Origin of the sequence: Roseomonas sp. KE2513, from assembly GCF_016107305.1 — a bacterium.
In the GTDB taxonomy this organism is placed as follows: Bacteria; Pseudomonadota; Alphaproteobacteria; order Acetobacterales; family Acetobacteraceae; genus Roseomonas.
In genome coordinates, this window is sequence record NZ_RCVR01000012.1 from 27,179 (window position 1) to 41,164 (window position 13,986).

Here is a 13,986-nt window from a genome sequence, read left to right on the forward strand (position 1 = left end):
ATGCCGACGGAGCCCCCGTGCCTCGAACCCGGGAGGCCCTTTCCCCTCGGCGCCACCTGGGACGGCCTGGGCGTGAACTTCGCGGTCTTCTCCGCCCATGCGGAGAGGATCGAGCTCTGCCTGTTCAACACCAATGGCCGGCGGGAGATCGCGCGTTACGACCTGCCGGAATGCACTGACGAAATCTGGCACGGCTACCTGCCGGATGCGGAACCGGGCACCGTCTATGCCTACCGCGCGCACGGGCCTTATGACCCCGCGCGCGGCCACCGCTTCAACCCGACGAAGCTGCTGCTCGATCCCTATGCCAGGCAGCTCGTCGGCAACGTCACCTGGTCCGACGCGCTCTTCGGCTATCGCGTCGGCAACCAGCGCGCCGACCTGACGATGGACCGCCGCGACAGCGCCGCCGCCATGCCCAAGGGCTTGGTGGTGGACGACCGTGCCTATGACTGGGGAAACGAGCGGCGGCCCGAGCGCCCCTGGTCTGACACCATCATCTACGAGGCGCATCTCAAGGGTCTTACCTGGCAGCACCACGCGGTCCCCGGACCGGTGCGCGGCACCTTCCAGGCGCTGGGCCACCCCGCGGTCATCGACCACCTGCTGCGCATCGGCGTGACGGCGGTGGAGCTGCTACCCGTGCACGCCTTCCTGCAGGATCGCTTTCTCGTGGAGAAGGGGCTCACGAACTACTGGGGCTACTCCACCCTCTCCTTTTTCGCGCCCGAGCCCGCCTATCTCGCGACCGGCGCGCTGAACGAGATCCGCGCCGCTGTGCGTCGATTGCACGAGGCCGGGATCGAGGTGATCCTCGACGTCGTCTACAATCACACCTGCGAGGGATCGGAGATGGGCCCCACCCTCTCCTGGCGCGGCCTCGACAACGCCTCCTACTACCGCCTGCTGCCGGACAACCCGCGCGTCTGCATCAACGACACTGGCACGGGCAACACCGTGAACATGTCGCATCCGCGCGTGCTGCAGATGGTCATGGACAGCCTTCGCTACTACGTCGAGAGCTTCCACGTGGACGGCTTCCGCTTCGACCTTGGCAGCGTCCTCGGCCGGGAGGTGTCGGGCTTCGATCCCGGCTCCGGCTTCTTCGACGCTGTGCGCCAGGACCCCGTCCTCTCGCGCGTGAAGCTCATCTCCGAACCCTGGGACATCGGACCGGGCGGCTACCAGTTGGGCAACCACCCTCCGGGCTTCGCCGAGTGGAACGACAAGTTCCGCGACGGTGTGCGCCGCTTCTGGAAGGGCGACCAGGGCATGCGCTCCGACCTCGCGGCACGCCTGACGGGATCGGCGGAACTGTTCGACCGGAGGCGCCGCAAGCCCTGGGCGAGCGTAAACTACATCGCCTCGCACGACGGCAGCACGCTGGAGGACATTGTCTCCTACGACCACCGCCACAACGAGGCGAATGGCGAGGACAACCGTGACGGCCACAGCGACAACCACTCCCACAACTGGGGCGTGGAGGGGGAGGCCGACGACCCCGCGATCCTCGAGATCCGCGGCCGGCTGAAGCGCGCCATGCTGGCCACGGTGCTCTTCTCCGTGGGCACGCCGATGATCCTGGCGGGCGACGAGATGAACCGTACCCAGCGCGGCAACAACAACGCTTATTGCCAGGACAATGAGACCTCCTGGGTTGATTGGGAACGCGCGGAGACGCAAGCGGCGCAACTCATGGCGCGCTTCACCGCCCGCCTGACACGGCTGCGCCACCGCTTGGCCCCGCTGCGCCCCGCACGCTTCCCGCACGGTCGGTCCGAGCCGGTGCCGGGCCTGTCGGACACGCAGTGGTTCGGCCAGGACGGCCAGCCCATGACGCCCGAAGCCTGGAACGACCCGGTGGCGAAAACATTCGCCATGCTGCGCGCCGACGGCGTGGCGGAGGGCGGCGCGGACACGGTGCTGCTGTTGATGAACGCCGACAGCGCCGACCAGCCCTTCGTGCTGCCGGGCGTGTCCCGGACCTGGTGCCTCCTGCTCGACAGCGCCGATCCCGAGGCCAAGGAGCGGATGTTGCGAGAGAATGAGGAAACCGTGCCCGTCGCGGCGCGCTCGTTGGTCCTGCTGTGGAGCCGCCTGGACCGGACATGACGAACGCCGCACCGTCCCTCTGGGGACCGATCCTCCACGAAGGAGGCGCGACTTTCCGCCTTTGGGCGCCCTCCAGCAGGAGCGTCTCCCTGGAAATCGAGGGCCGCGACCCCGTCCCGATGCAACCCGCTCCCGGCGGCTGGTTCACCGCCGAGGCCCCGGCTCGCGCCGGGGACCGCTACCGCTTCCGCACCTCGCCCGACCTGCTGGTGCCCGACCCTGCCGCCCGTGCCCAGGCCGAGAGCGTGCACGGCGCCTCCGTGCTGGTGGACCACGCGGCCTACCGCTGGCGCAACGAGGACTGGCGCGGCCGCCCCTGGCACGAGACGGTGCTCTACGAACTTCATGCCGGCACCTGCGGTGGCTATGCCGGCATCCGCGCCATGCTGCCCCGCCTGCGCGACCTTGGCGTGACGGCGGTGGAGCTGATGCCCGTCAACGCCTTCTCCGGCGATCGGAACTGGGGCTACGACGGGGTGCAGCCCTTCACCCCCGATCCCTCCTACGGCACGCCGGATGAGTTGAAGGCGCTGGTGGACGAGGCGCACGGCCTCGGCCTCTCGGTTTTCCTCGACTGCGTGTTCAACCATTTTGGGCCGGACGGCGCCTACCTGCACGCCTATGCGAAGGAGTTCTTCGACGAGGGCATCCACACGCCCTGGGGCGCTTCCATCGACTTCGCCCGCCCCGAGGTGCGCGCCTTCTTCGAGGAATGCGCGCTGATGTGGCTGCGCGACTACCGCATCGATGGGCTGCGGCTGGATGCCGTGCACGCCATCGCCGACCAGGGCTGGCTGGACGTGCTGGCGCGCCGCCTCCGTTCGGAGATCACGGGGCGCGAGGTCCATCTCGTGCTCGAGAACGAGGGCAACACCGCCTCCAAGCTCACGCCCGGCCTCTACGACGCGCAGTGGAACGACGACGGCCACAACACGCTCCACCCGCTCCTGACCGGTGAGAGCGAGGGCTACTACGAGGACTTCCACGGCGAGGGCGCGAAGAAACTCGCCCGGGTGCTGGCCGAGGGTTTCCTCTTCCAGGGCGAGACAATGCCACATCTCGGGCGCGGCCGCGGCGAGCCCTCCGCCCACCTGCCGCCCACCGCCTTCGTGCTCTTCCTGCAGAACCATGACCAGGTCGGCAACCGCGCGATGGGCGAGCGCCTCTTCGCCCTTGCGGACCGCGACGCGCTGAAGGCCGCGACCGCGCTCCTTCTTCTCTGCCCGCAGATCCCGATGCTCTTCATGGGTGAGGAATGGGGCGCGACCGCCCCTTTCCTCTTCTTCACGGGCTTTGAGGACCCCGAGCTGGCGAAGGCGGTGAAGGAGGGAAGGCGCAAGGAGTTCGCGCATTTCTCCGCTTTCCGGGACGAGGCCGCGCGCGCCCGCATCCCCGACCCGAACGACCCCGCCACCTTCGAGGCCTCCCGCCCCGATCCTGCGGAGGTCGAGCGTCCGCCCCATGCCGCCATCCTCGCCCGCCACAAGGCGCTGCTGGCGATCCGCCGCGCGGAAATCATCCCGCGTCTGAAGGGTGCCATGGCCGAGGGCGCGGAAGCGGTGGGCGAGGCCGCGGTCGTCGCGCGCTGGCGCATGGGCGACGGCTCGCTTCTCACCATCGCGACTAATCTCGGTGCCGATGCAGCCCATGTTAACGCGAAGGGCGCGCGAACCGTGTTCGAGAGCGCGCCCGGCGATGCGGCGTCGCTCGCCGCCGGCACGCTCCCCCCGCGCACGACCATCGCACTCCTGGATCCCCCCGAATGAACGACCACGACCTTCGCGATCTCGCCCGCGACGCCGGGATTGCGGTGGAATGGCGCGACGTGAACGACAAGCAGCACGAGGTCGGGCCGGAGGCGATGCGCGCCATCCTCGCTGCCCTCGGCCTTCCCGCCGACGGCGACGCCGCGATCCGCGAGAGCCGCGAGCGCCTGCGTGAAAGCCAGCGCGGCCTGCCGCCGCTCTGCACCGCGCTCGCTGGCCGCCCCGTGCTGCTTGGCCTGTCCGGCGAGCCGGAGTTCCGCCTGCAACTGGAAAACGGCGAGATCCGCGAGGGGCGCGCCGGGCAGAGGGACGGCCTCTGCACCCTGCCCTCCGTGGAGGAACCCGGCTACCACCAGTTGGAGATCGGCGGACAGCGGACAGTCCTCGCGGTCTGCCCGCGCCGCGGCCACGCCATCGTGCAGGGCACGCGCCCCTGGGGCCTCGCGGTGCAGCTCTACTCCCCGCGCCGCACCGGCGATGCCGGCATCGGCGACTTCACCGGCCTCGCCCAGCTTGCCGGCAGCGCGGCGCGCCGGGGCGCGGACGCCATCGCCATCTCGCCCGTCCACGCGCAGTTCTCGGCCGACCCTGAGCGCTTCTCGCCCTACGCGCCCTCCTCGCGCCTGTTCCTGAACGTGCTGCACGCCGATCCCGCGAGCCTCGGGGCCGAGGCGCTGCGCGCGGCGCTGGCCAGTACAGGCCTGGCCGACGAGTTCGCGCGCCTCGAATCCCTCGATCTCGTGGACTGGCCCGCGGCCGCGCGGCTGCGCCTCTCCCTCTTCCGCGCGATGTTCGACCGCTTTCCCGGTGACGCCGCCTTCGACCGCTTCCGCGAGGAGGGCGGCGAGGCACTGGAGAGCCACGCGCGCTTTGAGGCGCTGCACGCGCATCTCTACGGCCGCGATCCCGCCCTCTGGCACTGGAAGGACTGGCCGGAGGAGTGCCGCCGCCCGCAGGCCCCGGGCGTGGAGCGCTTTGCCGGGGAGCATGCGAAGGAGGTCACCTTCCACGCCTTCCTGCAATGGATCGCCGACCGCGGCCTCGGCGCCGCGCAGGCCGCCTTCAAGAAGGCGGGCGCAGGGATCGGCCTCATTGCGGACCTCGCCGTCGGCACCGACGGCGGCGGCAGCCACGGCTGGTCGCGCCAGGGGCAGATCCTGGCCGGCGTCGGCGTCGGCGCGCCGCCCGACATCTTCTCGCCGCTTGGCCAGTCCTGGGGCATCTCCGCCTTCTCGCCGCGCGGGCTGCGGGACAACGGCTACACCGCCTTCCTGGAGATGCTGCGCGCCGCCATGCGCCACGCGGGCGGCGTGCGGATCGACCACGCCATGGGCCTCGCCCGCCTCTGGCTCGTCCCCCAGGGCGGGGATGCGGCGGAGGGCGCCTATCTCCACTTCCCCGTGGAGGACATGATGCGCCTCGTCTCGCTCGAATCGCAGCGCCACAAGGCGATCGTCGTCGGCGAGGACCTCGGCACCCTGCCCGAGGGCTTCCGCGAGCGCCTGGACGAGACCGGCGTGATGGGCCTGCGCGTCCTCTACTTCGAGCAGGCGAAAGACCGCAGCTTCACGCCCCCGACCAGCTGGTCGCCCGGCGCCGTCGCCGTTACCACCACCCACGACCTGCCGACCGTCGCCGGCTGGTGGCGCGGGCGCGACATCGACTGGCGCGTGAAGCTCGGCCTGCTGGGCGAGGGCGCGGACGGCGCGCCCCAATACGCCGAGCGCGCCGAGGACCGCACCCGCCTCTGGGACGCCATGTGCGAGAGCGGCGCGGCCGAAGGGCCGATGCCCGCGGAGGACGACGGCGCGGAGGTCGCGACGGCCGCCGCCCGGCACGTCGCCTCCGCCGCCTGCGCCCTCGCCCTGCTGCCGCTGGAGGACGCGCTGGCGCTGGAGGAGGCGCCGAACCTGCCCGGCACCACCGGCGCCCACCCGAACTGGCGCCGCCGCCTGCCCGGCGAGGCCGCGACCCTGCTCGACGAGCACGACACCGCCGCCCGAATCGCCTCCTTTGCCCAATTCCGATGAAAGTGGCCCGCTGATGCCCGCTATTGGTTCTGTCCCCGGCACGCCGCGCGCCACCGCCCGGCTGCAGTTCCACAAGGATTTCCCGCTCGACGCGGCCGTGCCGCTGGTTCCCTATTTCGCGAAGCTCGGCATCAGCCATCTCTACGCCTCTCCCATCCTCAAGGCGCGGCCCGGCTCCACCCACGGCTACGACATCGTGGATCCGAACCGCATCAACCCGGAGCTCGGCGGGGAGGAGGCGTTGGAACGTCTCGTCGCCGCGCTGCGCGCCCACAACATGGGCCTCATCCTCGACATCGTGCCCAACCACATGGGCGTCGGCGGCGCCGACAACGGCTGGTGGCTCGACGTGCTCGAATGGGGGCCGCAATCTCCCTTCGCCAAGTTCTTCGACATCGACTGGAACCCGCCGGATCCGGACCTGACGAACCGCATGCTCGCGCCCTTCCTCGGCGCGCCATACGGCACCGTCCTCGAATCCGGCGACCTCGCGCTGCATTTCGAGCCCGAGAGCGGCAAGATCTACGCGGAATACTTCGAGCACCGCTTCCCCATCGCGCCGCCGACCTACGCGGCGATCCTCTCCGCGACCGGAGAGGCGATGCTGACGGGCCTCGCCCAGACCTTCCGCGCCCTTTCGGCGAGCGACGACGCGGAGGCCGCGCGCGCCGCCTCGGGCCTCGCGCTCGACATGCTCGCGCGCCACGCCGCGACGCCCGAGGGCCGCGCGCAGATCGACGCGGCCATTGCCGCCCACGACCCGAAGGATGAGGAAGGCCGCGCCCGCCTGCACGCGCTGCTGGAGGCGCAGCACTACCGCCTCGCCTGGTGGCGCGCTGCGACGGACGAGATCAACTGGCGCCGCTTCTTCGACGTCACCTCCCTCGGCGGTCTCCAGGTCGAGCGCCCGCCTGTCTTCGAGGCGACGCACGCCCTTATCTTGAAGCTCTACGAAAATGGGCTCATCGACGGCGTGCGCGTGGACCACGTGGACGGCCTGGCCGATCCCCGCGGCTACTGCCGCAAGCTGCGCCGGCGCCTGCAGGCGCTCGAATCCCGCCGCCCCGAGGGTGTGCCGCGCGGTGAGCCGCTGCTGCTCATCGAGAAGATCCTCGCGCCGCATGAGAAGCTGCGGCGCGACTGGATGGTGGACGGCACCACCGGCTACAACTTCATGGACGAGGTCTCCGCCGTCCTGCACGACCCTGAGGGCGCCGATCCTCTCGCTGCCCTCTGGCACGATCAGACCGGCCGCCCCGTCGATTTCGGGGAGGAGGCGCGCGAGGCCCGGCGGCAGATCCTGCGCTACAATCTGGCCAGCGAACTCAACGGCACCGCCGCCGCGCTCCGTCGCATCGCCGCCCGCGACCTCAAGACCCGCGACTTCACGCCGACGGCCATCAGGCGCGCGCTGACGGAGGTGCTTGTGCACTTCCCGGCCTACCGCTCCTATGTCGGCATCGCCGGGCGCAACGAGGCCGATCGCCGCCTGCTCGACTGGGCCATGGCTGGCGCCCGCCGCACCGTGCGCGCCACCGAGCGCCCGTTGCTCGACCTGCTGGACTCCTGGCTCGGCGGCGACCCGCCGCGCCACCTGCCACATGCCCAGCGCCGGGAGCGGCTGCGCGCCGCCGTTCGCTTCCAGCAGCTCTCGGCCCCCGTCGCGGCGAAGTCCGTGGAGGACACCGCCTTCTACCGCTACGGCCGCCTCATCTCGCGCAACGAGGTCGGCTCCGAGCCCTCGCATTTCGCGATCACCCCCGCCGCCTTCCACGCCACCTGCCGCGAGCGCGCCAAATTCTTCCCACGCGAACTGCTGGCGACGGCCACCCACGACCACAAGCGCGGCGAGGATACCCGCGCGCGCCTGGCCGTCCTCTCCGAGATCCCGGATGAATGGGCCGCGACGCTCACGCGCTGGACGCGGCTGAACACGGTGCTGAAGAAGGAGGTGGACGGCGAGCCCGCGCCGGACGCCACCGACGAGATCATGCTCTACCAGTCGCTCATCGGCGCCTGGCCGCTTGATCTCGACCCCGCGGACGAGGAGGGCGTCGCAGCCCTCGTGAAGCGCCTCGCCGCTTGGCAGGAAAAGGCGCTGCGCGAGGGCAAGCGCCGCTCCGAATGGGCGGTGCCGAACGAGCCCTACGAGGCCGCCTGCCGGGACTTCATCACGGCCATGCTGGCCATGGACCGGCCCTCCCGCCTGCGGGAGGAGGTGGCCGCCCTCGTTGCCCGCCTCTCCCCGGCCGGCGCGGCGAACGGTCTTGCCCAGACCCTCATCCGCTGCACCGCGCCCGGCATCCCCGACCTCTACCAGGGCACGGAGTTCTGGGACTTCTCCCTCGTGGATCCCGATAACCGCCGCCCCGTGGACTTCCCCGCGCGCGAGGCCGCGCTGGATGCGGGCGAGGCGCCAGCCGACCTTCTCTCACACTGGAAGGACGGGCGGGTGAAGGCTGCGGTCATCGCCCGGACTCTCGCGCTGCGCGCCCGCCAGCCGGCTCTCTTCGCGACGGGCGAGTACATCCCGCTGGAGGCCCAGGGGCCGCTCGCGGCCCATGTGCTCGCCTTTGCCCGGCGCGAGGGCGAGGCAGCCTGCATCACGGTCGTCACCCGCCTGCCCGCGAAGCTGCTGGGGGAGGGGGGCCTGCCGCTCATCCCGGCCGAGGCATGGGCAGAAACCTCGCTCGCCCTCCCGCCCGCACTGGCCAGCCTTCGCTTCCGCGACGCGCTGGGCGGGGAGGCGGCGCCGGAAGGCGGGTCCCTGCCTCTCCAGGCGCTGCTGGGCCGGCTGCCGGTGGCGCTGCTCGAAGCGGGGTGAGCGCCGCTCGCGCGGTGGTGTGGAAGCGCGTGTCGTGGCACAAGCCTTGGTTACATGCGCCCCGGATCATCCGTGCCATCTGATACGCCTGCTGCCCGCCCCAATTGGGCCGAGCAGAGACTGGCCCTTGCGCTCGAGGCCTCCGGCATCGCTGGTGCCTGGGATTGGGATGCCGGCACCGGCCTCATCCGCGCCGATGCCCGCGCCTGCGTCCTCCATGGCATGGACCCCGCCCTCGGGGAGCGCGGCGCGACGGGACCGGAGCTGCTGGCCCATGTGGTACCCGAGGACCGGCCCGCGCTCGACCGCGCGCTCGTCGCAGCCCTGGCCGGGCGGGCGCCGCTCAACCTTGCGTACCGGACCTGGCCACCGGGCGGGGACGTCACCTGGGTGCAGCTGCGCGGCCGTGTGCTGCGGGATGCTGGCGGGCGGGCCAACCGGCTGGCCGGCGTCGCGCTCGACATCTCGGAGCAGAAGGAGACGGAGGCGGCGCTGCGCGAGAGTGACGCCCGCTTCCGGGCTATCGCCGACACCCTGCCGCAAATGGTCTGGTCCACCCTTCCCAATGGCGACCACGACTACTTCAACCGCCGTTGGTACGAGGTCACCGGCCTGCCACCCGGCGAGAGCGAGGGGGAGGGCTGGGCCACCATCGTCCACCCGGATGACCGTGCCCATACCTGGGAGCGCTGGCGCCACTCCCTCCTCAGCGGCGAGCCCTACGAGGTCGAGTACCGCCTGCGCCTGGCAGATGGCAGCTGGCGCTGGTTCCTCGGCCGCGCCGTGCCGGTGCGCGACGCACGCGGGCGTGTCAGCCGCTGGTTCGGCACCTGCACCGATATTCAGGAGATGCGTCGGGCTGCGGAGGAGCGGGAGATGCTCAGCCACGAGCTGAGCCACCGCATCAAGAACATCTTCGCCGTGATCCTCTCGCTCACTTCCCTTTCTGCCCGCGGCCATCCCGAGGCCACGCGCTTCGCGGCGGATCTGCGCGGGCGGATCGGAGCCCTGGCGCGGGCGCACGAGTTCGCGCGCCCGCACAGCGACGCCAGCAGGCCCGTCATTGGCCCGACGACGCTCTTCTCCTTCCTGCGGGACCTGCTCTCGCCCTATGCCACCGTGCCCGGCGGATCGGCCGAAGCCCCCCCGAGCCCGGCTGATGGAGCGGTGGAGGAGGCAACCGATCGCATCCTCATCGAAGGCACAGATCAGACCTTCGACGACGCCGCCGCGACCCCGCTCGCGCTGCTCTTTCACGAGCTGGCGACGAATGCCGCGAAATACGGCGCGCTCTCGGTTCCGGGCGGCCAGATCCTCCTCCGCTTCTGGACGGAGGCGGGGCCAGACGGGAAGGACAGGATCAGGGTGCGCTGGCAGGAGACCGGTGGCCCGCCCGTGCCCGGCCCGCCGGAGAGGGAGGGATTCGGCAGCCGCCTCGCGACCCTCAGCGTTGAGGGCCAGCTCAGTGGCAAGATCGTTCGCCACTGGCAGCCCGGCGGGCTGGAACTGGAAGCCTGGCTACCGGCCGCGGCACTCCACCGCCGCACGGCCCAGTAGGCGGAGGTCCTCGGGCGGGCGGGCACATTTGCCCTCTCGCAGGGAGACGGCGAAGCGGAGCGTGGCGGCCAGGGCGGTGTCGCTGAAGGGCTTGGGCAGGATGCCCACCGGCCCGGCGCAGCCCTGCGGCACCTGCCCGGGATTGGCGGTGAGATAAATCACTGTCGCCCCCCAGTCCCGAGCCAGCGTCTCGCCGAGGGAGGGGCCGGTCGGGCCGTCGCGCAGGTTCAGGTCCACGAGGGCGATGTCCAAGCCGTCCCGCGCGGAGAGAAGCGCCTCGGCGGAGTCCCCGGCAGTCGCGACGACCTCATGGCCCATGTCCTCCAGGGCCGAGGCCAGATCGAGAGCGATCAGGACCTCGTCCTCGACGATCAGGACACGCTGGGACATGGCGAAACCATTCACATCGGAGGCGCTACGAAGGCGCGGACAGGGGGAGAACCGGCCCATGACGGCAGGGTTTCGGTCGTGTGGCGATTTACCGGGACCGTGCTCCACGCCTCTCAGGGAAGCAGCCGCTGGAGGGTAACTTCGCGCTCCTCGCTGTCCTCCAGCTCGCGCGTGACGGGCACGCGGTAATGCGCCACCGGCTCCAGCCGCTCGCGCGGGGCATAGGCGCGGCCGGGATCAGCGAGGATGACGGTAGCGCCCGCGCCTGCCATGCCGCGCAGCCAGGGCAGGATATGCCGCGTCATTGGCGCCTCGTAGCAGACATCCCCCGCGAGGATGACGTCCCAGCGGCAGGCGCTGCCCACGACATCCCCGGGCGCCTCGGCCACTGCCGCGCCGCTCAGCGCCGCGTTCAGGCGGATGGCGGCATGGGCGAGGGGATCGATCTCCGCCGCCTCCACGCCCGCCGCGCCCGAGAGCGCCGCGGCGATCGCCGCCAGCCCGCCGCCCGCCGCGAAATCGAGCACCCGGCGCCCCGCGACGCGGGCGGGATCGTCCAGCACCCAGCGCGCCAGCGCCTGGCTGCCCGGCCAGGCAAAGGCCCAGAAGGGCGGCTCGATGCCCCGCTCGCCCAGCCACTCCTCGGTTGCCTGCCAGAGAGGCGTCAGCTCGGTCGCGAGGTGGAGCGGGATCTCCGGCACCAGCGGCGCGCGGGCAATGGCCGTATGGGCGGCGACGAAGGCCTCGGGCGAGGACCCGTCCCCGCTCACAGCCGTCCCAGCAGGAGGGCGAGGGCGATCAGCAGCCCCGCATCCCGGTTGGACTTGAAGAGCCGGAGGCAGAGCGCGGGGTCGTGGATGTCGATTACCCGCCACTGCCAGGCAAAATGCGCGACCGGCATCGCGAGGCCGACCAGGAAGATCGGGTTCAGCCCCGCCCGCACCCCGGCCGTCGCCACCAGGGCGATGCAGCCCGCGAAGGCCACCATCAGGAAGGGCCGCGTCCTCTCCCCGAGAGTGAGGGCAGATGAGCGGATGCCGACCAGCGCGTCATCCTCGCGGTCCTGGTGGGCGTAGATCGTGTCGTAGGCGAGGGTCCAGCCGAAGCCTGCTGCCCAGAGAAGCAGGCCCGGCGCCGAAAGCCCCCCCGTGGCCGCCGCCCAGCCCATCGGCGCCGCCCAGGTGAAGACCACCCCCAGCACCGCCTGCGGCCAGTCCGTCACGCGCTTGGCCAGCGGATAGAGCACGATCGGCACCAGCGAGGCGACGCCGAGCAGGATGGCCGCCGGGGAGAGCTGCAGCAGGATGATGAGCCCGATCAAGCAGAGCAGCGCGAGGAAGGCGAGCGCCTGCCGCGTGGAAATCGCCCCCGAGGCGAGCGGCCGCGCCGCGGTGCGCGCCACCTGCCGGTCGAGGTCACGGTCCCAAAGGTCGTTCACCACGCAGCCCGCGCCGCGCATGACCACCGCCCCGAGGCCGAACAGGAAGGTGAGCCAGATCCCGCGCCCCCAGGAGGGCGCGGCAGCGGCGAAGGCCCAGAGGCCCGGCAGGAAAAGCAGCCAGGAGCCGATCGGCCGGTCCAGCCGCATCAGCAGCGCGTAGGGCACGAGCGAGGTGGGCAGCCACCCAACCAGCCCGTCCCGCCTGATGTCGGTATGGGGCGCCACGCGCCCTCCTTCCGACGGATCGCGGCGGGTGTCCATCCCCGCTTCAGCCCCCTTGTGAAGCCGGGGCGCACGGAGGGTTCACGGGGTGGGAACTTGACGCCCCGCCGCCGCATCCCTTTGTTGCGGGGAACGGCCTCGGCTCCCGAATCCCAGGGCGGGAATGCCCAGGGCCAGAATTCAGGAACGGGGCGGCGGTCTCGGCGCTGGGATGGTCCAGGCGGCCCGTGGCAACCTGGCCCACCCGATGGACGAGCAGAACGCAGAATGTCTAACCCTGGCGAGGCCGATCTCACGCCGATCGAATCCGCGCGTGACCTGGCCGGCTGGTTCGCCGCCGGCAGCAAGCCCCGCACAGCCTGGCGCGTCGGCACCGAGCACGAGAAGATCGGCTTCCATCGCGAAACCCTCCTTCCCCCCGCCTACGAGCCCGCCGGCATCGCCGCCCTGCTGGAAGGGCTGACCGCGAAGGGCTGGGAGCGGATCGAGGACGGGGGCAAGATCATCGGCCTCAAGCGTGGAGAGGCGAGCGTCAGCCTCGAGCCCGGCGGCCAGTTCGAGCTCTCCGGGGCCCCCGTCGCCACCATCCAGGAAACCGAGTCCGAACTGGCCGACCACCTGCGCGACCTGCGCGAGGTGGCGGAGCCGCTCGGCATCGGCTTCGCCGGCCTCGGCTTCCACCCGCTCGCCACGCGCGACGCCATGCCCTGGATGCCGAAGACCCGCTACGCGATCATGCGGAACTACATGCCGCGCGTGGGCGACATGGGTCTCGACATGATGCTCCGCACCGCGACCGTGCAGGCCAACCTCGATTTCGGGGACGAGGCGGACATGGTGCAGAAGCTCCGCGTTTCCCTCGCGCTCCAGCCGCTGGCCACCGCCCTCTTCGCCAATTCGCCCTTCCGGGAGGGCGAGGCGACCGAGTACCGCACGCTGCGCGGCCAGGTCTGGACCCGCACCGACCCCGACCGCACCGGCATCCCCGCCGTCGCCTTCGAGGACGGCTTCGGCTTCGAGCGCTTTGCCGACCACGTGCTCGACGTACCCATGTACTTCGTCATGCGCGACGGCCGCTTCGTGGACGCGACGGGCACCACCTTCCGCGACTTCATGGCCAAGGGCCTGCCCTCCGATCCTTCCGTGCGCGCCACCATGGGCGACTGGGCCGACCACGTGACCACCGTCTTCACCGATGTCCGCCTCAAGCGCTTCCTCGAGATGCGCGGCGCCGACATGGGCTCGGCCGAGATGGTCCTCGCGCTGCCGGCCTTCTGGGTGGGCCTGCTCTACGACGCCGCCGCGCTGAAGGCCGCCGCCAGCCTCGTGCGCCCCTGGTCCGTCGCCCAGCTCCACGCGCTCCGTGCCGACGTGCCGATGCAAGCGCTTGATGCCGCGATCGGCGGCGTCCCGCTGCGCGAGGTGGCACGCGACGTGCTCACCATCGCCCACGAGGGCCTGCGCGCTCGTGGCCAGGGCGAGGAACGCTTCCTCGAGCCGCTGGAACGCATCGCCGCCTCCGGCGAGACCCAGGCCGACCACTGGTTGCGCCGCAACGCCGCCGAATGGGGCGGGGACGTGTCGCGGGTGTTTGGCGAAGCGGAGCTCTGACGCGACTGGAGCCGCCATCCGGCTTCGGAGGGA

9 protein-coding genes are annotated in these 13,986 nt (G+C 71.3%); 6 read left to right on the forward strand and 3 right to left on the reverse strand.

Annotated features, from left to right (window positions below):
* The 5 genes from glgX (at position 1) to D9599_RS13795 (ending at position 10,289) form a co-directional block, all read left to right on the forward strand.
* Complete coding sequence (glgX, locus tag D9599_RS13775; RefSeq protein WP_198381811.1) at positions 1-2,112, forward strand: glycogen debranching protein GlgX; 2,112 nt, start codon at positions 1-3, stop codon at positions 2,110-2,112.
* On the forward strand, positions 2,109-3,878 hold the full coding sequence (treZ, locus tag D9599_RS13780; RefSeq protein ID WP_198381812.1) for a malto-oligosyltrehalose trehalohydrolase: 1,770 nt from the start codon (positions 2,109-2,111) through the stop codon (positions 3,876-3,878). The genes glgX and treZ overlap by 4 nt, the downstream gene beginning before the upstream one ends.
* Positions 3,875-5,908 (forward strand): 4-alpha-glucanotransferase, encoded by a 2,034-nt coding sequence (malQ, locus tag D9599_RS13785; protein WP_198381813.1) that lies wholly within the window; start codon positions 3,875-3,877, stop codon positions 5,906-5,908. The genes treZ and malQ overlap by 4 nt, the downstream gene beginning before the upstream one ends.
* 13 nt (positions 5,909-5,921) lie before the next feature.
* Positions 5,922-8,732, forward strand: coding sequence for a malto-oligosyltrehalose synthase (gene treY / locus D9599_RS13790; protein ID WP_198381814.1), 2,811 nt, complete (start codon positions 5,922-5,924; stop codon positions 8,730-8,732).
* A gap of 72 nt (positions 8,733-8,804) precedes the next feature.
* Positions 8,805-10,289, forward strand: coding sequence for a sensor histidine kinase (locus D9599_RS13795; RefSeq protein ID WP_198381815.1), 1,485 nt, complete (start codon positions 8,805-8,807; stop codon positions 10,287-10,289).
* On the opposite strand, the gene D9599_RS13800 is transcribed toward D9599_RS13795, so the two are convergent.
* The 3 genes from D9599_RS13800 to ubiA all read right to left on the reverse strand — a co-directional run bounded on the left by D9599_RS13800 (position 10,251) and on the right by ubiA (position 12,381).
* A complete protein-coding gene (locus D9599_RS13800; protein ID WP_198381816.1) occupies positions 10,251-10,679 on the reverse strand; it encodes a response regulator in 429 nt (142 codons plus the stop codon). The genes D9599_RS13795 and D9599_RS13800 overlap by 39 nt on opposite strands.
* A gap of 113 nt (positions 10,680-10,792) precedes the next feature.
* On the reverse strand, positions 10,793-11,449 hold the full coding sequence (locus D9599_RS13805) for a methyltransferase (RefSeq protein ID WP_198381817.1): 657 nt from the start codon (positions 11,447-11,449) through the stop codon (positions 10,793-10,795).
* The gene (ubiA, locus tag D9599_RS13810; protein ID WP_198381818.1) at positions 11,446-12,381 is read right to left on the reverse strand and encodes a 4-hydroxybenzoate octaprenyltransferase; all 936 of its coding nucleotides are present in this window, start codon (positions 12,379-12,381) and stop codon (positions 11,446-11,448) included. The genes D9599_RS13805 and ubiA overlap by 4 nt, the downstream gene beginning before the upstream one ends.
* A gap of 228 nt (positions 12,382-12,609) precedes the next feature.
* Between ubiA and D9599_RS13815 the strand changes: the two genes are divergently transcribed.
* Positions 12,610-13,953, forward strand: coding sequence for a glutamate--cysteine ligase (locus D9599_RS13815; protein WP_198381819.1), 1,344 nt, complete (start codon positions 12,610-12,612; stop codon positions 13,951-13,953).
* Positions 13,954-13,986 lie beyond the last annotated feature (33 nt).

Coding starts and splice junctions, on each gene's coding strand:
- malQ (WP_198381813.1), top strand. CDS start 3,875: ATGAACGACCACGACCTTCGCGATCTCGCCCGCGACGCCGGGATTGCG.
- treZ (WP_198381812.1), top strand. CDS start 2,109: ATGACGAACGCCGCACCGTCCCTCTGGGGACCGATCCTCCACGAAGGA.
- D9599_RS13815 (WP_198381819.1), top strand. CDS start 12,610: ATGTCTAACCCTGGCGAGGCCGATCTCACGCCGATCGAATCCGCGCGT.
- treY (WP_198381814.1), top strand. CDS start 5,922: ATGCCCGCTATTGGTTCTGTCCCCGGCACGCCGCGCGCCACCGCCCGG.
- glgX (WP_198381811.1), top strand. CDS start 1: ATGCCGACGGAGCCCCCGTGCCTCGAACCCGGGAGGCCCTTTCCCCTC.
- ubiA (WP_198381818.1), bottom strand. CDS start 12,381: ATGGACACCCGCCGCGATCCGTCGGAAGGAGGGCGCGTGGCGCCCCAT.
- D9599_RS13800 (WP_198381816.1), bottom strand. CDS start 10,679: ATGTCCCAGCGTGTCCTGATCGTCGAGGACGAGGTCCTGATCGCTCTC.